19 protein-coding genes are annotated in these 18,678 nt (G+C 58.3%); 5 read left to right on the top strand and 14 right to left on the bottom strand.

What is annotated here, in order from left to right; genetic code table 11:
* Positions 1–149 precede the first annotated feature (149 nt).
* Positions 150–416: a hypothetical protein gene (locus tag PspR84_RS15590; protein ID WP_160057982.1), complete on the bottom strand. Its 267-nt coding sequence runs from the start codon at positions 414–416 to the stop codon at positions 150–152.
* Between the two features lie 354 nt (positions 417–770).
* On the opposite strand from PspR84_RS15590, the gene PspR84_RS15585 reads away from it, so the two are divergent.
* Entirely contained in the window at positions 771–2,096 is a 1,326-nt protein-coding gene (locus PspR84_RS15585) for a sigma-54 dependent transcriptional regulator (RefSeq protein WP_160057981.1), read from the top strand.
* Between the two features lie 99 nt (positions 2,097–2,195).
* Here the strand turns inward: PspR84_RS15585 and PspR84_RS15580 are convergent, their stop codons facing one another.
* The 9 genes from PspR84_RS15580 to PspR84_RS15540 all read right to left on the bottom strand — a co-directional run bounded on the left by PspR84_RS15580 (position 2,196) and on the right by PspR84_RS15540 (position 10,418).
* On the bottom strand, positions 2,196–3,500 hold the full coding sequence (locus PspR84_RS15580) for a hypothetical protein (RefSeq protein WP_160057980.1): 1,305 nt from the start codon (positions 3,498–3,500) through the stop codon (positions 2,196–2,198).
* Positions 3,501–3,545: 45 nt separating this feature from the next.
* Positions 3,546–4,295 carry a hypothetical protein gene (locus PspR84_RS15575; protein WP_160057979.1) on the bottom strand — a complete coding sequence of 250 codons (750 nt, stop codon included), beginning with the start codon at positions 4,293–4,295 and terminating at the stop codon, positions 3,546–3,548.
* Positions 4,296–4,339: 44 nt separating this feature from the next.
* On the bottom strand, positions 4,340–5,020 hold the full coding sequence (locus PspR84_RS15570; protein WP_127927862.1) for a C39 family peptidase: 681 nt from the start codon (positions 5,018–5,020) through the stop codon (positions 4,340–4,342).
* Between the two features lie 63 nt (positions 5,021–5,083).
* Positions 5,084–6,088, bottom strand: coding sequence for a heme utilization protein (locus PspR84_RS15565; RefSeq protein WP_160057978.1), 1,005 nt, complete (start codon positions 6,086–6,088; stop codon positions 5,084–5,086).
* 73 nt (positions 6,089–6,161) lie between these two features.
* Positions 6,162–6,737 carry an adhesin gene (locus tag PspR84_RS15560; protein ID WP_160057977.1) on the bottom strand — a complete coding sequence of 192 codons (576 nt, stop codon included), beginning with the start codon at positions 6,735–6,737 and terminating at the stop codon, positions 6,162–6,164.
* A 1-nt stretch (position 6,738) separates the two neighbouring features.
* Positions 6,739–7,191 (bottom strand): hypothetical protein, encoded by a 453-nt coding sequence (locus tag PspR84_RS15555; RefSeq protein WP_160057976.1) that lies wholly within the window; start codon positions 7,189–7,191, stop codon positions 6,739–6,741.
* A 357-nt stretch (positions 7,192–7,548) separates the two neighbouring features.
* Entirely contained in the window at positions 7,549–8,073 is a 525-nt protein-coding gene (locus PspR84_RS15550) for an AAA family ATPase (protein ID WP_160057975.1), read from the bottom strand.
* Positions 8,070–8,633 (bottom strand): nicotinamide riboside transporter PnuC, encoded by a 564-nt coding sequence (gene pnuC, locus PspR84_RS15545; RefSeq protein ID WP_160057974.1) that lies wholly within the window; start codon positions 8,631–8,633, stop codon positions 8,070–8,072. Before pnuC ends, PspR84_RS15550 begins: the two co-directional genes overlap by 4 nt.
* 150 nt (positions 8,634–8,783) lie before the next feature.
* On the bottom strand, positions 8,784–10,418 hold the full coding sequence (locus PspR84_RS15540) for a methyl-accepting chemotaxis protein (protein ID WP_160057973.1): 1,635 nt from the start codon (positions 10,416–10,418) through the stop codon (positions 8,784–8,786).
* A gap of 305 nt (positions 10,419–10,723) precedes the next feature.
* On the opposite strand from PspR84_RS15540, the gene PspR84_RS15535 reads away from it, so the two are divergent.
* Both PspR84_RS15535 and PspR84_RS15530 read left to right on the top strand, forming a co-directional pair.
* Positions 10,724–11,554, top strand: a complete 831-nt coding sequence (locus PspR84_RS15535) for an undecaprenyl-diphosphate phosphatase (protein WP_160057972.1) — start codon at positions 10,724–10,726, stop codon at positions 11,552–11,554.
* On the top strand, positions 11,551–11,982 hold the full coding sequence (locus PspR84_RS15530) for a DUF1294 domain-containing protein (protein ID WP_160057971.1): 432 nt from the start codon (positions 11,551–11,553) through the stop codon (positions 11,980–11,982). Before PspR84_RS15535 ends, PspR84_RS15530 begins: the two co-directional genes overlap by 4 nt.
* 117 nt (positions 11,983–12,099) lie before the next feature.
* Here PspR84_RS15530 and PspR84_RS15525 read toward each other — a convergent pair whose 3' ends face one another.
* Both PspR84_RS15525 and PspR84_RS15520 read right to left on the bottom strand, forming a co-directional pair.
* Positions 12,100–12,459: an MmcQ/YjbR family DNA-binding protein gene (locus PspR84_RS15525; protein ID WP_160057970.1), complete on the bottom strand. Its 360-nt coding sequence runs from the start codon at positions 12,457–12,459 to the stop codon at positions 12,100–12,102.
* On the bottom strand, positions 12,456–13,364 hold the full coding sequence (locus PspR84_RS15520) for a LysR substrate-binding domain-containing protein (protein WP_160057969.1): 909 nt from the start codon (positions 13,362–13,364) through the stop codon (positions 12,456–12,458). Before PspR84_RS15520 ends, PspR84_RS15525 begins: the two co-directional genes overlap by 4 nt.
* A 127-nt stretch (positions 13,365–13,491) precedes the next feature.
* Here PspR84_RS15520 and PspR84_RS15515 point away from each other — a divergent pair, with 127 nt between their 5' ends.
* The gene (locus PspR84_RS15515; RefSeq protein ID WP_160057968.1) at positions 13,492–14,103 is read left to right on the top strand and encodes an FMN-dependent NADH-azoreductase; all 612 of its coding nucleotides are present in this window, start codon (positions 13,492–13,494) and stop codon (positions 14,101–14,103) included.
* Between the two features lie 236 nt (positions 14,104–14,339).
* Entirely contained in the window at positions 14,340–15,377 is a 1,038-nt protein-coding gene (locus tag PspR84_RS15510) for a dienelactone hydrolase (RefSeq protein ID WP_160057967.1), read from the top strand.
* Positions 15,378–15,497: 120 nt separating this feature from the next.
* On the opposite strand, the gene PspR84_RS15505 is transcribed toward PspR84_RS15510, so the two are convergent.
* Positions 15,498–16,685 (bottom strand): MFS transporter, encoded by a 1,188-nt coding sequence (locus PspR84_RS15505; protein ID WP_160057966.1) that lies wholly within the window; start codon positions 16,683–16,685, stop codon positions 15,498–15,500.
* Positions 16,686–16,964: 279 nt separating this feature from the next.
* The gene (locus PspR84_RS15500) at positions 16,965–18,551 is read right to left on the bottom strand and encodes an ABC-F family ATPase (protein ID WP_007914779.1); all 1,587 of its coding nucleotides are present in this window, start codon (positions 18,549–18,551) and stop codon (positions 16,965–16,967) included.
* Positions 18,552–18,678 lie beyond the last annotated feature (127 nt).

Raw genomic sequence — 18,678 nt, 5'->3', positions numbered from 1 at the left:
AACAGTGTCTTTTTGAACCAATAGCAAGCCGCCCAAGCAGTTAAGCCTGAACACCTTGGAAATAGTTGTACAAAAGTACGAAGGGTTAAAAAGAAAACAACTAATAGAAGAGGGCGGATGACCTGAATGTCATCCGCATTACCCGGTTGTTAGTGTGGCATCGACCAGGATTGCAGGCTGTGACCTTCTTCGCTGAGTTCAGCGCGAGCCTGCTGCAGCAGTTGCTCGAGTTGCGCGGGATCGGAGTAGGCGCTGCTTGGGATCTGTTTGCGACCGATACTGTTATTAGTCCGGTCAATCACGGTCAGGCTCAGTTCGCCATTGCCGTCTTGTGGCGCCCAGGCCACGCACTGGAAAGGTTTGAACGCGTGGTTGGCAATCAGAAGAGCTTCGTTGATACGGAGCGGGGCGGTCATGGATTTTTCTCTCTGTCGTGCCCAATCAAGTGATGTGCCGTCGGTTGGGCTTACCGTGCGGCTGGTACTTGTACTGATGCACCGAACCCGCAGGCAGGTCACACATGAAACAAAGAAATTTCAACTTTCTTTCATGGAGTTGCTTTATAGACAGGTTTTTGGAAGCTCCCTGAAAGGTTAAGGCTGGAATTAGTCGATAGCTTACTAACAACTTCTCTTCTTATAACGTGTTTGCTTGTACGCCTATAAGCAATCGATACAAGGCCCTGTCAAAATCTTGCTAATGTTACAGTCGGGTCTGCCAAATGACTGTTTTTACAATCATTTCTAATAATTTGGCGCCAAGGAACAGTCATGAGCGAAGCGCCTGCGTTACGACGTTTATTGGTGGTCGATCCCTGCGACGATTGCCACCGCTTATTGCCCGGATTACGCGCCGTAGGTTGGGATGTTGATAGCTGCACCCTGGAAAATGCCGCTGACCGCAGTTGTGATGTCGGCCTGCTGCGCTTGCAGCCGTTTCACCTCGAACGTCCCGAAGCCGTCAAGGAACTGATCAGTCGCAGCGGCACCGAATGGATCGCGGTGCTCAATCAGGAAGTCCTGCGTTTACAAAACGTCGGTGATTTCGTCTGTGAATGGTTCTTCGATTTCCACACCTTGCCCTTCGACGTATCACGGGTGCAGGTCACCCTTGGCCGGGCATTCGGCATGGCTCGTTTGCGCGGACAAGGCACGATTCATGTGGATCAGCCCGAACATGAACTGCTCGGCGACAGCAAACCGATCCGCGAACTGCGCAAATTACTGAGCAAACTGGCACCCACGGAATCGCCGGTATTGATCCGCGGTGAAAGTGGCACCGGTAAAGAACTGGTTGCGCGCACGCTGCATCGACAATCCCAGCGTCACAGTAAACCGTTTGTGGCAATCAATTGCGGGGCGATTCCCGAGCACCTGATTCAGTCCGAGCTGTTCGGCCACGAGAAAGGCGCGTTTACCGGCGCCCATCAGCGCAAGGTCGGGCGCATCGAAGCGGCCAATGGCGGCACGCTGTTTCTCGATGAAATCGGTGATCTGCCGCTGGAATTGCAAGCCAATCTGCTGCGTTTCCTGCAAGAAAGGCACATTGAACGTGTCGGTGGCAGTCAGCCGATCCCGGTCGATGTGCGCGTTCTGGCGGCGACCCACGTCGACCTCGAAGCGGCCATCGAGAAGAAGCGATTTCGCGAAGATTTGTATTACCGGCTAAACGTCCTGCAAGTGGTCACTGCGCCTTTGCGCGAACGCCACGGCGATCTATCGATGTTGGCCAACCACTTTTCCCATTTCTACAGCCATGAAACCGGCCGGCGCCCACGCAGTTTCAGCGAAGATGCGCTGATTGCCATGGGCAAACATGACTGGCCGGGCAACGTCCGTGAACTGGCCAACCGTGTGCGGCGCGGGCTGGTGTTGGCCGAAGGCCGGCAGATCGAGGCCCGAGACCTGGGGCTGATCAGCCAGCACTCGATCGCTACCCCCATGGGCACGCTGGAAGATTACAAGACCCGCGCCGAGCGCCAGGCACTTTGCGATGTGTTGAACCGGCACAGCGACAACCTGAGTGTGGCGGCCAAAGTCCTTGGCGTGTCCCGGCCGACGTTTTATCGCCTGCTGCATAAACACCAGATTCGCTAGATACCTGAAGATCAAAAGATCGCAGCCTTCGGCAGCTCCTACAGGGATTACACAAATCCGATGTAGGAGCTGCCGAAGGCTGCGATCTTTTGCTTTTGCCTAGAAGTAATACGGGAATTTCAGACTGAAGGAAAAGTCCGGTGCATCATCCGTCATGCCGATGGACAAGTTGGGTACGATGGTCAGGTTGTCGGTGGCCGCAATGGTCATGCCGACGTTGAAGTAACCGGCGTTGGCGTCGCTGGACACCACCGATTCCCAATCCCCGCCATCCTGTTTCAGCTTGCTCTTGCGTTGCACCAGATCAGACACCGAGAACGACATACTCATCTTCTCGTTCAGCGCAAACGCAATACCGGCGCCGATCTGGAAGCTGTCGCCGATCTTTACCTTGCCCGGGTTTTTCTGGTTGACCGTCGAACTGATGTCGTCAAACGACTCCTCCAGGTTGTGGGTGTAGGACAGGCTGCCGAACAGCACGGCCGGGTCGAACGTCTTGACCAGCGAGATGCCCGGTGTGATCGACCAGACGCCGTTGCCGGTGGGCAGGGTGTCAGGTACAAACAGATTGGAGTTGGCATCGGTCTGGCGTAGTTTGATCCCGAACGGATCTTTGCCGGTTGGCGCCTTGACCCGCAGTGTGACTACCGCGTCCGGCGTATTGACCGACTCGTCCAGGAACTTGTAAGCGATGCCGAAGTTGACGTCGCCAATGGTTGGATCCTTGGTGACGGTTTCTTCTGTGGTGACACCCGCCGCGCCCTCATTGCCGCCGCCCGACTGATAAGTCGATTCGCGATACACCACGGGCACGTTCAGGTCGAACTGCCAGCGATTATCGAAGTTGTAGCGCCCCGTCAGGTCGAGTGTCCAGGTATCGGCCTTGATCCGGTCGAGGTTGATGTTGCCGAGAAAGATCGAATCGAGTGCCAGGAAGCCATTGAGAATCAGCTGGCGGGTGTCATAGCGCGAGTAGGTGATGCCGGTTTCGACGCTGAACTTGCCGCCGCCGAAGAAGCCGCTGGCCTCGTCGTACAGGTTGGAAACGCTCTGCGCCGGTTGCGAATCGTCCGCCAGCGACTGCCCGTAAGAAGCGCCACTGCCCCCGGCGGCGCCTCCTGATGCTGCTGCCGCACCGGTGCCGGTGGCGACGCGATTGCCTTTCATGTCCGATGGCGATTTGGCCAGACGTTTTGGTGGTGGGGCGGCGGGTTGTTCTTCAACCTGGCGGACTCGTTGTTCGAGAACCGCCAGGGCCTTTTGTTGTACTTCGTATCGTTGTTTCAGCTCCAGAAGTTCCTGTTTCAGGGCCTCTACATCTGCGTCGGGTGCTGCTTGCAGCATCGCCGCAGGGAGAAGAGCGCTCAAACACACTGCGGCACGCAGTGATACTGATCGATACATGAATAAGCCGTCCCTTTAAGCCCAATGATCGAGACTCAGCGTAGTTCAATATCCAATACTGCGTAGGGCCCCGAGTTGAGTCAGGTTGCAATCCAGTGCGCCGGCGCTTCTGCCGTTATTATTGAGTACGACGTTAAGTTGAGTCAGGTTGTTGACCACATTGGCACTCCCGAGCAGACGGGTGTTTTGCAGGAGACCGCTCGAAGCGACCTGTTGCAGTGCCGTGCCTTGATTGCCGCTGGCTTGTATCGCCATTTGCACGCCACCCGTACCGGTTGCCGACACTGCGACATTGCCGGCGGCATTACTGCCGGAAATAGTCTGGCCGGCCATCAGGGCTTGGCCCTGTACGGGGGCGAGTGCTGGCGCCTGATTGGCTTCCTTGACGTTAATGGCGACGTTGTTGTTCGCCGTGTTGCCGTCACCCGCCGCGCGTACGCTCTGCGTCACGCCCGACGATGAGTTAAGGCCGGCACCGCCGATAATCGATCCCGTGCCCTGTTGCGGCGTATTGCCGTTGCCCATCTCCTTGATGGTCGACACGTAAAATTCCGGTTTGATGGTGGTCTGTTGCACCTGCATTGATGCAGACGCCCCGATCAGATCGCCACTGGCGTTGCGCCAGGTACTGCTCATGACAATGCCGAAGCTGATAATTCGCCCCGGCATCACATAACGACCACGCAACTCGGCGAGCTCCTGGTCCTTGATTTCTATGGGTTTGAATCCTGCATTGGCATAGCCTGACGCACTCGCTGCCAGGCAGGCGGCGGCCAGCCAGTATGAGGTTTTCATCTGCTGCTCCCGGGACATCCAGTCCCATTTTCTATAATCGGCGATTAAAAGAAGTCGCTCTGAATGAACCCGAAATCCATCAATTCAGCATCTTTGACCGGGTTGAAACCATCCAGCTTGTTCTTGGCCGTCAAGGGCACCGGAGGGCTGCGCAAGGCGTTGGCCTTGTCATATCCGGGACCGACGATCGCGAAGACAATGCCGTTCCAACCTTTGACAAAGTCATCATGTTTGTAGCGTTTATGGCCGAGCACCGGGTCTCCGATGTAAACCCAATCCTTGTCCGAACGCTGCAACACGACGAAATGCTTGTAGCCGCGAATTTCCATCAGTACCACCACCGGGATGGTTACCGCTTCGAGCTTTTCCGGTGGAATCTTGTAACCCCTGGCGCGCATGCCGATGCTTTCTATGTAGCGCTTCATGTCCAGCATGGAAAAACCTTGAGTACGAACAAGGTCCTGGTCAGCGTTGACCAGCATGCCTTTGATGATGTGCTCCTCATCGACGTCGAGCCAATAGGCTTGGCGTAATACCGTTGCCAGTGCAGCGGCGCCGCAGCTGAAATCGGTTTTCTGTTCGACGATGTCGGCAAACTTGCGCTCACGGATGCTCTGCACGTTTTTGTAGACGAGCGTGCCACCCGGCAGGGCAGCGACGGGCATCTGACCGGCCTGAGTCAGGCCACAGACGAAAAGCAGAGCGAGGAGGGCCGTCTTACGCATGATCGATACGCCTTTGCGGACTGAGGAAAAGCCCCGTTTCCGGGGCTTTCGTTTCGATCGCGATTACAGGCAGGCTCTGCAGCCAGCAGCGATGGACAGCGAGTTGCTTTGTTGGTTGCCCACACCAGACGAGACGTTGGCTCCGCCGTTGCCGGAGAAGTTGTTCATCGAGTTGGTCATGTTGGCATTGTTGACCACAGGGGCTTTCCAGCCGTCTTTGGTCATCACTTGCTGAGTGGTTACGCCAGCGAGGCCAAAGGTACCGACGGCTTCGAATTTGGCTTTCTGGTCATCGTTGCCACCGTGGCCGCCGCCACGATTGCCATAACCGCCGTGGTGGTCATCATCTTCGATGGTTGCAGTGCCTTTGGCTTTGAACACGCCAGCGGCCGCGTAGGTGCCGGTGAGGGTGTCGGTTTTGTAGGTCTGCACGCCTTTGTTGTCTACAACCAGGCCGGTGGAGGACTGATTGGCGGCTGCGGCGGCAGTGGCTACACGGCCACCGGATACGGCGATCGCCAGGTTGTTTTTCTGCTGGTTGAAGTTGCCGGCAGAGACGTTGATGCCGATGTTGCCGGAACCATTGTTGCCTGCATTGTTGAGAGTGGCGTTATTGAAGGTGGACGAGTTTTTCACGTAGTTGTTGTTGTTGACTTGAGTTGCACTCGAGGCAGCAACAGCGGTGCCGAAGATGAAGCTTTCGTCGGCAGTAGCCAGGGCGGCGGCGTTGTCTTGTTGGTTGCCGTCGCCGGCTGCAACGTTGGCGCCCATGTTGCCATTGGAGCCATTAAGCGAGTCGCTGGCGTTGGCGTTGTTGAGGGTGCCCTGGTTTTTCACCACGTTGCCGTCACTGTTTTGCGCGTCGAGTACAGCGGCGCCGGCGCCTGCGGTGATCTGCAGCAGTTGTTCAAGATTTGGACCTTGTGGCTGGCCGTGACCGTTGCCGTGTCCATTGCCATGCCCGTTACCATGACCGTTGTTGTCATCACGACCGCCTGCCTGTGCTGCGATTGCCATCACTGCTGCAAGTGCGAAAACCAGTGGTTTGAGAGCCATTGTAGGTTTCATGGTGTTTCTCCATCGTGCTTATTAGTTGGTTAAGTGTTGGTACTTTCTAATTGCACTGCTTTTGTTGTTTGGGTCAGTCAGCGACCCGGATGCTCAGGGTGTTAGCCATACGGTTCCCCACCCCGGCACTCTGGTTCACCTGAATTACCCCGCGGCTGCCGGTGAAGGCCTGATCACTTGTCGTGACCTGGCGACTGCCGGGTGAGGTACCAGTTGCTCCTGAGCTCGGTAAAAGCGCCACGTTCTGTTGTGAAAGGGCACTGTCGTCAACGCTCTGCGGGGCAGCACTGATGCTGACGCGCGTGACGTTGGCCATCTGGTTGTTGGCCCCGGCACCCTGGTTCACGCCCAGGATCCCGTTGCCATTGCTGAAAGAGGTGCCGCCGATGGTTGCGCTGGCGTCCATCGAGCGCGAGGCAGGTGTATCGATTTTCTGCATAACGCTGGTAGTGGCGTGGGACTCGGTGCCGATCGCCACAGCCTTGACGTTGGTCTGCTGCATTTGATCGCCAGCGGCCTGGTTGACGTTGAAATTGCCGCGGTACTGAACCCCGGAATCTTGAATGTTGGCCTTGTTCACTGAACCAGGATCAGCAGCCATGGCAGTGGTGCAACCGAGCAGGGCAAGCAGAAGGAGTGAACGATTCATCTCATTGGCCTCCGGCCATGCGGGTCAGGGGGGCAAGGCCGGAACTCATGGCGCGGTTGATCGTGCCGGAAATCGCGCCACCGGAACCGCCGCCGTGTCCTGCGCTCATGCCGGGCATGCCATTGGGATTGGTGACGGTATTGAGGCCTGGCAGATTGCTGCCGGCCTGGACATTGTTGACGGTGCGGAACGCGCTGCCGCTGGCGACACCGGCGAAGTCGCCGTCGCTCAATTCGGTGCTGTTCATGGTGGAGTTGATGCGTGCGGACGGATTGGCATTGACGGTGGTCGGGTAGGGGTCTTTGCCGCCATTGCGACCAATCGGGATCGGCTGGACATCGCGGTTGAGGACGATGATGCCATTGCCTTCTGCGTGGACATTGAAACTGAGCAATGTGCTGGCTGCTGATCCGATCAGCAGAAGGCAGGTCAAACCTTTTTGGATATTCCCCACGGCTGCAATTCCTTCTTCAGTGGGCTGGCCCGAGTCAGCGTTGTGAAGAAGAGAGCGAAAGCTGTGCCGCTTTTTAAATGTTGTTTGGTTTCAGATGCTTGCAAAAATCAGCCGCGCAGCTGATACGCACACTGTTTCAGGATTGATACACGCGTGCGCGCGCCGACCTGTCTATTGGCTGAACAAAGCTCTGGAACGAGGGTTTGCGACGATGTGTTTCAACCGTGAAACAACGGCGATGACAAAACAGTGAACAGTGCTGAGACGGGCACTTTGCACCTCACGGAGTGTTTCAGGATTGGACACTTTGCCCCCAAAACAGGGGGAATCTTTGGGGAAACTGACCCGTTGGCCGGGTCACTCCGCCAGCAGTTGCTCGACGGCGGCAAAAGCCTGTCGTTGGCGTTCGGCCCAATTGCCCTGAATGATCAGAAAGCGCTGATGGTGGGTTTCCAGCCAGTTTTGCGTGGACTGGTAAAACGCCAGACGCTCGTCCAGATCCGGTTGGCAGCGCTGACCGTCATCGGTCCAGTCGATCTGTTCTGGCGAGAGTAAAAGGTGCAGGTCGTAATGCCGCCCCAACAATTCCGATTCCAGCCAGTCCGGGCAGTCGCCGAACAGCGTCTGACTCCACAGCATATTGCTCAGCAAATGGGTGTCGAGAATCAGCAGCGGCGGCTGTTGCGCCCGTGCCTGGTCTTCCCAATGCAGCTGACCGCGAGCGATTTCGGGGATGTCAGCCAGGCAGGTGTCACGGGGATTGAGTTCGATAAAGCGGCGCACGTACTCATCCACGCGCACACCGCCAAAGCGTTGTTGCAGGCCCGCCGCCAGCCAGCTCTTGCCGGTGGATTCGGGCCCGGTCAGGACCACGACCTTCATGTGCGCAACGCCGGATCGGCGCGCCATTCGCGAAAGCCTTGAATTGCCAGCAGGGTGAACAGAGCGTACAGCGCAGCGGTGAGGTACAGCCCTTTATAGATGAACAGGCCGACAAAAATCACATCGAGCACGAACCACAACGCCCAGCATTGCAGGCGTTTCTGCGCCATCCACAATTGCGCGACCAGGCTGAAACCGGTCAGCGCCGCATCCAGCCACGGTTGCGCGGCGTCGGTCCAATGGGCCATGGCCGCGCCGAGCAAGACACTGCCGACAGCGCCAACGCTGAGGCCGAGCAAAAGTGACCGATGATCGAGGCGAGTGACCTCGCGGCCGTCATGCATCGTCCCGGCGCGGGTCCATTGCCACCAGCCATAGACTTGCAGCGCGGCGTAAATCACTTGCAGCAACATGTCCGAGTACAACTTCACTTCAAAGAAGATCCAGCTGTAGAGCAACACCATGACCAGCCCGATCGGCCAGCACCACGGATTCTGTTTGACCGTCAGCCAGACGGCGATCACACCGAGGGCGGCGGCAAACAGTTCAAGCCCGGACATGGGGGTTCCTTGGGGAAATAAAAAGAAGGGGGCGGATTGTACCCAAAAACGTGTAGGAGTGAGCCTGCTCGCGATAGCGGTGTGTCAGCGAAATTTATAGTGGCTACACACCGCTATCGCGAGCAGGCTCACTCCTACAGGGGGGGGTGTCTAGACGCGGAACTGGCGCAGCAGGGCGTTGAGTTGTTCGCTCAACTGGCCAAGTTTCAGGCTGGCCGCACTCGACTGCTCGGCCGCGATCGCCGTGCTGTGCGAGAGGCCAGCAGCCTGCGTCACGTTCTGATTGATGTCCTCGACTACGTGGGCCTGTTGCAACGTAGCGCTGGCAATCGAGGCATTCAGGCCGTTGAGATTGCGCAATGCCTGGCCAATGGCGTTCAGACTGGCGCCGGCCAGCCCGGCTTGCTCGATGGTCAATTGCGACGCCTTGCTGCTGTCGCCGATCACCTTTACGGCGGCTTCGGAATGGTTCTGCAGGCGCTCGATCATCGACTGGATTTCCGCTGTCGACTTCTGCGTCCGCTGCGCCAGCAGGCGTACTTCATCGGCCACCACGGCAAACCCGCGACCTTGCTCACCGGCCCGCGCCGCTTCGATCGCGGCGTTGAGCGCGAGCAGGTTGGTCTGCTCGGCAATCGAGCGGATCACTTCCAGTACGCTGCCGATCTGGGTGCTTTCGGCAGCCAGGGTGCGAATCACTTCGACCGCTTGATCAATGGTCCCGGACAGCTTGTCGATCTGCTGCAAGCTGCCATCGATGTTGATCTGGCCCTGTTGCGCTTGCGCTTCGGCGTCACGCATTTCGGCGGCGGCGTGCTCGGCGTTCTTCGCCACATCTTGCACGCCGTAGGTCACTTCGTTGATCGCCGTGGCCACCAGTTCCATCTGTTGCGATTGCTGCTGGCTGCGTTGCTGGGCCTGCGATGCATCGTTGCCCAGTTCACTGGACGACTGGCCCAAAGCGCTGGCCGACACCTGCAAATCGCCGATCACCCGGCGCAGTTTGGCGGTAAAGGCGTTGAAGTGATGCGCCAGTTCAGTGACCTCATCCTTGCCATGGGTATCGAGGCTGCGCGTCAGGTCGCTTTCGCCACTGGCAATGTTGGCCATGGCGTTCACGGTTTCCTGCAACGGGCGGACGATGCTGCGCGCGATCAGGATCACCAGCAGTGCCATGATCAGCGCAATCGCCAAGCCGATGACCGAAGCCTTGATCATTTGGCCCTGGAATTCGGCCTGGACGTCGTCGACGTAAACCCCGGAGCCGAGCACCCAGCCCCAAGGCTCGAACAGTTTGACGTAGGAGGTCTTGGCCACCGGCTCGCTGGCGCCCGGTTTCGGCCAACGGTAATCGACCATGCCGGCGCCTTTGGCCTTGGCGATGGCAACCATTTCGTTGAACACCGCAAAGCCGTCCGGATCGCGGATCGCCGAGAGGTTCTGGCCTTCCAGTTTGGGGTTGGTCGGGTGCATGACCATCACGGGCGTGAGATCGTTGATCCAGAAGTAATCGCTCTGGTCGTAGCGCAGACCACGAATGGCGGTGAGGGCCTGTTTCTGCGCGGCATCTTTTGTCAGCGTGCCGGCGGTTTCAAGGTCGTGGTAATAGGTCAGCAGGCCGCTGGCGGTCTGCACCACGTGTTGGGTTTTCTGGGCTTTGGCATGATAGAGATCGTCGTGGATCTGCTTGAGCATCAACACGCCCAAGGTCAGCAACATGACCACCGCCACAATCAAGATGAGCCACAAGCGTCGGCTGATCGACACACTGCGCAAGCTGTTCATAACGCTGTCACTCCGGATTCTTTTTCTTGTAATAAACGACCGCCAGCATCCAACCACGATTTCGTGAGCGGGCATACGCGACCCAAGTCGTATAACGCGGCAGCGCTATTAAGGCTTGTCTGTTAGGATTTCGGCCCCGCGCGTGAAAACCTGAATCCAAATTGATATTTCACGGAATTTTGACCGTTTCGTGTGGATCCTGTGCGCGCGGAATCGGTACAGCCATAACCAGCTACGCTGATCGCAGTGAACGCTAGAAAAATACTATCGGGGCATGCCGACGCGCATCGCTCTTTGGGGGATTGATGGATCTTTGGACGGCCTTGCAGGCACTGATACTAGGAGTTGTAGAAGGGCTGACGGAGTTTTTGCCCATTTCCAGTACCGGACACCAGATCATCGTTGCCGACTTGCTCGATTTCGGCGGCGAACGGGCCATGGCGTTCAATATCATCATCCAGCTCGGCGCGATCCTCGCGGTGGTCTGGGAGTTTCGACGCAAGATTCTTGATGTGGTCATCGGTTTGCCGACGCAGCCGAGCGCACGGCGTTTTACCGCCAACCTGCTGATCGCGTTTCTGCCCGCGGTGGTGTTGGGTGTGATCTTTGCCGACCTGATCCACGAATACCTGTTCAACCCGATCACCGTTGCGACAGCACTGGTGGTGGGCGGCATCATCATGTTGTGGGCGGAAAAGCGTCAGCATGAAGTGCACGCCGAAACGGTCGACGAGATCACCTGGAAAGATGCCTTGAAGGTCGGCTTCGCCCAGTGTCTGGCGATGATCCCCGGCACCTCGCGGTCCGGCTCGACGATTATTGGCGGGTTGCTGTTCGGTCTGTCGCGCAAGACCGCCACCGAGTTCTCGTTCTTCCTCGCGATGCCGACCATGGTGGGTGCGGCGGTTTACTCGGGCTACAAATACCGCGACCTGTTTGTGCCGGCGGACTTCCCAGTGTTTGCCATCGGTTTTGTCACGGCGTTCATCTTCGCCATGATCGCCGTGCGCGGTTTGCTCAAGTTCATCGCCAGCCACAGCTATGCGGCGTTCGCCTGGTATCGGATCGTGTTTGGCCTGGTGATTCTGGCGACGTGGCAGTTTGGCTGGATCGATTGGGCAGCGGCCAAACCATGAGTGATTCCCGCGCACGCCGGCCGGATGGTCGACCTTCGGGCGGCAACAATATCCAGCATCTGAAGCTGAAACTGCTGGTTCTGCTGATCGTCTGCGCGCTGCCGCTGTTCGGCTCTGTATCGATGTGGCTGCGCGGGATTTCGCTGGTGCCGTTGGCAGCCTATGGGGTTGTCAGCGTGCTGGCGTTCTTCATGTATTGGGCCGACAAGCGCAAGGCGCGCACCGATGCCTGGCGCACCCCGGAGAACATCCTGCATGCCGTGGAACTGGCCGGCGGCTGGCCGGGCGCGTTGATTGCCCAGCAGGTGTTCCGGCACAAGACGCGCAAGGTCTCGTTTCAGATCCTGTTCTGGGTGATTGTCGTGTTGCACCAAGTGTTCTGGATCGACCAGCTGTTTCTCGGCTCGAATCTGCTGACACTGTTCTGAATACACCGCAATTCCCTATGTAGGAGTGAGCCTGCTCGCGATAGCGGAGTGTCAGTTGGAATTTCTTTGACTGACACTCCGCTATCGCGAGCAGGCTCACTCCTACAGGGATTGGGGTTAGAGCAATAATCCCACCTGGGTTTTCTTTGGCAACTTGCCCACCACCAACTGATGCGAACGCTGCAACAACCCGCGCAATTCCTCGGCACCCAGCGGGTAGGGCGGGTGCATGATGATCCACTGCGCCCGCGCCAGATATGGCGCCGGGTGAATGCCGGGGCGGTCGCAATGGCCGAGAAACAGATCCTTGTCGACCTTGAATGCCAACGAATCCCCACGGAGCCCCTGCAAGGCAAACATCTTGTTGCCGGCAATCGAAAACACCCGCACACCACCCCACTTGTAATCTTCCCGAGCGCCCGGCAGTTCCAGGCAGAACGCCGCGACGTCGGTTTCACTCATTTTTCCCTTGCTCATAACAACCGCTCCCCACAGGCATTGAACGACTCGACCAGATGATCAATCCACGCGCGCACCGCCGGCATGACCCCGCGTCGATGCGGATACACCGCTTGCAACCAGCCGCCGGGTAGCGACCACTCTGGCAGCAACTGCACCAGGGTGCCGTTTCTCAGTTCCTCTTCGCAGTACATCATCGGCAGCAAAGTGAAACCCTGACCCGCCAGTACGCAGGCTTTGCGCACAATAAAGTCATCGATGCCCAGGCGCGCTTCCATGTTCAACTCGAAGCTTTCACCCTGTTGATCAAGCAAGCGCACATGCACCATGCGATCGGCCTCCAGAGCGCCGAGCACCGGCAGATTTTTCAGGTCTTGCGGATGGTTGATCGATTGGTCCTGTACAAAATCCGGACTGGCAACCACGACCATTTGCGCCTGACGCAAGCGGCGGGTCACCAGCAACGGATCTTCGTCACCGTGCTCGCGCACACGCAATGCGACATCAAAGCCTTCGCCAACCAGATCGACCCGGCGATTGAGCAAGACGACTTCCAGTTGCACCTGAGGAAATTTGCCGAGGAACTCGCTGATGACCCACGGCAACATTTCCCGTGCCAGCCCGGTAGGGCAGGAGACCCGCAGGCGGCCACGCGGCTCGCTGGACATGCTCGCCACCGCTTCATCGGCCATCTCCGCCTCAAGCAACATCGCCTGACAATGACGCAGATAGCGCTCACCCACCGCCGTGAGGTTGAGTTGCCGGGTGGTGCGTTGCAGCAAACGCGCGCCAAGGCGCTCTTCCAGTTCGGCAATACGCCGCGACAGCCGTGACTTGGGAATGCCCAACAAACGCCCGGCCGCGGCAAAACCGCCGGCCTCGACAACTTTGGCGAAGTAGTAGAGATCGTTGAGGTCTTGCATAGGGAAATCCAACTGTTCTATCAGTGGGACAAACTATCGCATTTCAGGCGGCTAATCATCCATTGGTTTCTTGCGTAGGATTGTCTCCATTCCGTCGCCACCGGCGATTCATTCCAGGAGATTCCACATGAAACTGCTGCATATCGATTCGAGCATTCTGGGCGACAACTCGGCCTCCCGTCAGTTGAGCGGCGAAGTCGTCAAAGCCTGGCAGGCCGCCGATCCAAGCGCCGTGGTGACCTACCGTGACCTGGCCGCCGATGCCATCAGCCACTTCTCGTCGACCACGCTGGTCGCCGCCGGTACCACCGCTGAACTGCGCAATGCCGCACAACAGCACGAAGCCGAACTGAGCGCTTCAACTTTGGCCGAATTCATCGCTGCCGACGCCGTCGTCATCGCCGCACCGATGTACAACTTCACTGTGCCGACCCAACTGAAAGCGTGGATCGATCGCGTTGCAGTTGCCGGTCAGACCTTCCGTTACACCGAAGCCGGCCCTGAAGGCCTGTGCGGTGGCAAGAAAGTGGTGATCGTTTCCACCTCGGGTGGCATCCACGCTGGCCAGGCCAGCGGCATCGCTCACGAAGAGTATCTGAAGCTGGTGCTGGGCTTCCTCGGCATCACCGACATCGAAATCGTCCGTGCCGAAGGCCTGGCGTATGGCGACGAAGTGCGCAACAACGCCATGACTGCTGCTCAAGCGAAGATCAGCGAGCAACTGTTCGCCGCTGCGTAAGGCTTGCGTAAAGAACAGCTGTTGTTCAGGTAATACTCAAAAAACTCTGTATTCTGGTTCCGCAAGGGGCGAATACGGAGTTTTTTGTTTCTGGCTGTTACATAATCTGGCCCGGGTTATGCAGTCACACAATCAGCGTCTGAGTGCATTGTCGTACCGAAATACCGAATCCCCGGCGTTTCAGGCCCGCAACGCAACGGAACTTTCGATTGAGTCACAACAGGGTGGAGCATCCCATGATGCGTCTTTGTGCAACGTTACTGATTTGCCTGCTTGGCAGCTTTAACACAGTGCACGCTGCGCCTGGGCGACACCCGGTGTGGAGCGTCGGCTACCACGAGATGAACTTCCTCGATCCGCTGGACCTGCAACCGATGCGCGCCATCGCCTTCTATCCTTCCAGCGACCGCGAACACATGAGTCTGCTCGAGGGTTACTCCGTCGAGGCTGGCGAAGACACCAAAGTTGCCATCGGCCGCTTTCCGATGCTGATGCTTTCCCACGGCAACACCGGCACGCCGCTGGCGCTGCACGATCTCGCGACCTCGCTGGCACGCAAAGGCTTTGTGGTGGTGGCGGTGATTCATCCCGGCGACAACTCCAAAGACCACAGCCGACTCGGCACCCTGAGCAATCTCTACGGGCGGCCGATCCAGATTTCCGAAGCCATCACCGCAACCCTGGGCGACCGTATGCTCGCGCCGTATGTCAACGCGGATCAGGTCGGGGTGATCGGTTATTCAGCGGGCGGCGAGACGGCGTTGATCCTGTCGGGCGCGCAACCGGATCTCGATCGTCTGCGTCGTTATTGTCAGGAGCGTCCGGATGATCGTGATGCCTGCAATACGCAAGGTGAGCTGATCGTTGATCGCGATGACCTGCAACCGGTGGCCGATCCGCGTGTTCACGCTTTGCTGTTGATGGCGCCGCTGAGCCTCAAGTTCGGTCGTCACACCCTGGCTGACGTGCATGTGCCGGTGCTGCTCTACAGCGGTGATGGCGACAAACTGGTGGCCTTCGACAAAAACGCGGCAGCGCTGGCGCGCAAACTGCCGACCGCGCCGGATTTCAAATTACTGGCCGGGGCAGGGCACTTCGTCTTTATGGCACCGTGTAATGAAGAGCAGATTCGCGCCATGCCGGCGTTGTGTACCGATGCGGATGGCGTGGATCGCGAGGATATTCACCGCAATCTGATCTCCGAAGCCGGACGGTTTTTCTCCCATGCCTTGGGCAAACCGACCCGGGCGGGCATGCAAACCGCGGATCAATAACCCCGCAAATCCCCTGTAGGAGTGAGCCTGCTCGCGATAGCGGTGTGTCAGTCGACATTTCCTTTTCTGATACACCGCTATCGCGAGCAGGCTCACTCCTACAGGGGATCGCGGCGAACTTCAGGAAATCGCCCGGCGCTGGAGCAGCAACGTCAGCCCCAGCCCGATCACCGACAACAGCGCCGCACTGAAGAATATCCACGAATAGCCCAGATTCAGCGCCACCGCGCCCATCAGCGGCCCGGCAATCGCCAGCGCCAGATCGAAGAACACCGCATAAGCGCCCAAACCAGATCCTCGGCTGGAGCTGGGCACCTGTTTGATCGCCTCGACACCCAGCGCCGGATAGACCAGCGACAGGCCAAACCCCGCCAGCCCTGCGCCGATCAAAGCGAATGCGGTGGAGGGGGCCAGCCACAACATCACCAGGCCCACGGTTTCGATGGTCATGCAGGCGATCGCCGATTTGAAGCCGCCAAAGCGACTGATCGCCGAGATAAACATCAGCCGTGACAGGATGAAGCACACGCCGAACACGGTCAGGCAGTACGCCGCGCCGGTCCAGCCACGGTTCAGGTAATACAAGGTGATGAACGTGGTCAGCGTGCCGTAGCCGATCGAGGCCAGGGTCAGGCTGGCGCCATACGGGGCGATTCGCCCGAACACCGCCCAGAACGGCAGGCGTTCGCCACGGATCACCGGCACCGACGGCTTGTTGCGAATCAGCAGCAGTGCACCGGCCGCCAGCACGGCCAACGCGATGCCGAGGCTGGTGAAGCCGTATTCGGCGACCATCACCACCCCTAATGGCGCACCAATGGCAATCGCGCCATAGGAAGCGATGCCGTTCCAGCCAATCGATTTTGCGGTGTGTTCGACGCCGACCTGGCCCATGCACCAACTGATGGTGCCGACGCCGATCAGCCCTTGTGCGATGCCGAGCAGCAAGCGGCCGATAATCAGAATGATCAGGCTGGTCAGCGCAAAGTCCTGTAGCAGCGTAGATACCAGCGTCAGCAAGCCGCTGAGGACAATCCCCCACAAACCATAAATGATCGCCCGCTTAGTCCCGATCGTATCCGACATACGCCCGGCCATTGGCCGGCTGAGCAGGGTGGCCAGGTACTGCGAGCCGATCACCAGCCCGGCAACCACCGCGCTGAAACCCAGTTGTTCATGCACATAACCGGGCAACACCGCGATCGGCAGACCGATGCAGAGGAAGGCAATAAAGGTGTAGAACACGATGGAAACGATCTGCAGGGTGATCGCCATGGAGCTTTGCGGTGGCAGTTGCTGCGCAGACATGAGGACTCGTTCGCGGGCGGCGGTGGGAGAGTTCGCATCATGGCTTGGGTGTCAGATAAAAGAAAGCAGGCTAACTACTTTCCCCGAGGATTGATGTAGCGGCTGATGGCCCCTTCGCGAGCAGGCTCGCTCCCACCTTTGGAATGCATTCCCTTGTGGGAGCGAGCCTGCTCGCGAAGGTAGCCGCACCCGCAAATCCCTCACCTTGGAATGCAAAAAGCCCCGTCACATGGACAGGGCTTTAGCTTGAAGCTAACAGCTCAACACTTGAAGCTGCTTTTAGAACACTACACCCTGACTACGCAGGTAGTCATCGTAAGTGCCGCTGAAGTCAGTCACGCCATCCGGGCTCAGCTCGATGATGCGCGTGGCCAGGGACGATACGAACTCACGGTCGTGGCTGACGAAGATCAGCGTGCCCGGGTAGTTTTCCAGCGCCAGGTTTAGTGCCTCGATCGATTCCATGTCCAAGTGGTTGGTCGGTTCGTCCATGATCAGCACGTTCGGCTTTTGCAGGATCAGCTTGCCGAACAGCATGCGACCTTGCTCACCACCGGAAATCACTTTGACCGACTTGAGGATCTCGTCGTTGGAGAACAGCATGCGGCCCAACGTGCCGCGAATCATCTGCTCGCCCTGAGTCCACTGACCCATCCAGTCGAACAGGGTGACGTCGTCTTCGAAGTCGTGCGCGTGGTCCTGGGCGTAGTAGCCCAGTTCCGCGGCGTCGGTCCACTTGATGCTGCCGGCGTCCGGGGTCAGTTCGTTGACCAGGGTGCGCAGCAGGGTGGTTTTGCCGATACCGTTCGGGCCGATGATCGCCACGCGCTCGCCGGCTTCGACCTGAAAGCTGAAGTCTTTGAACAGTGGTTTGCCGTCGAAGCCTTTGGCCATTTTTTCGACGATGACCGCCTGGCGGTGCAGCTTTTTGTTCTGGTCAAAGCGGATGAACGGGCTCACGCGGCTCGAAGGCTTGACCTCGGCCAGCTGGATCTTGTCGATCGCCTTGGCGCGGGAGGTGGCCTGCTTGGCTTTCGAGGCGTTGGCCGAGAAGCGGCTGACGAACGATTGCAGCTCGGAAATCTGCGCTTTCTTCTTGGCGTTGTCCGACAGCAGTTGCTCGCGGGACTGGGTCGCCACGGTCATGTACTCGTCGTAGTTGCCCGGGAACAGACGCAGCTCGCCGTAATCCAGGTCAGCCATGTGCGTGCACACGCTGTTCAGGAAGTGACGGTCGTGAGAGATGATGATCATCAGGCTGTTGCGCTGGGTCAGCACGTTTTCCAGCCAGCGGATGGTGTTGATGTCCAGGTGGTTGGTCGGTTCGTCGAGCAACAGCACTTCCGGATCGGAGAACAGCGCCTGCGCCAGCAATACGCGCAGTTTCCAGCCCGGGGAAACTTCGCTCATCGGGCCGAAGTGCTGCTCGATGCCGATACCCAGACCCAGCAACAGCTCACCGGCGCGGGATTCGGCGGTGTAGCCGTCCATCTCGGCGAATTCGGTTTCCAGCTCGGCCACGGCCATGCCGTCTTCTTCGCTCATTTCCGGCAGCGAGTAGATGCGATCGCGCTCGGCCTTGACCTTCCACAGCTCTTCATGACCCATGATCACCGTATCGATCACGGTGAATTCTTCGTAAGCGAACTGGTCCTGGCGCAATTTACCCAGACGCACGTTCGGCTCGAGCATGACCTGACCGCCGGACGGATCGAGGTCACCGCCGAGGATTTTCATGAAGGTCGACTTGCCGCAACCGTTGGCGCCGATCAGGCCGTAGCGGTTGCCCGCGCCGAATTTGACCGAAACGTTTTCGAAGAGCGGCTTGGCGCCGAACTGCATCGTGATGTTAGCTGTAGAAATCAAGAGTTATTCCTGCGAAGCATTCTTAAAAAGCGAGGGTGCGGCTGCAGCGCTTGGCCCGAGTCAAAGTGCGCTGAAGCGGGAGAGTCCCGTCATCAACCAAGGGGGGCGCGTAAAGTTTGGCGGCGAT

It is taken from the genome of Pseudomonas sp. R84, assembly GCF_009834515.1.
In the GTDB taxonomy this organism is placed as follows: Bacteria; Pseudomonadota; Gammaproteobacteria; order Pseudomonadales; family Pseudomonadaceae; genus Aquipseudomonas.
This window is presented reverse-complemented; position numbering and strand designations above follow the sequence as displayed.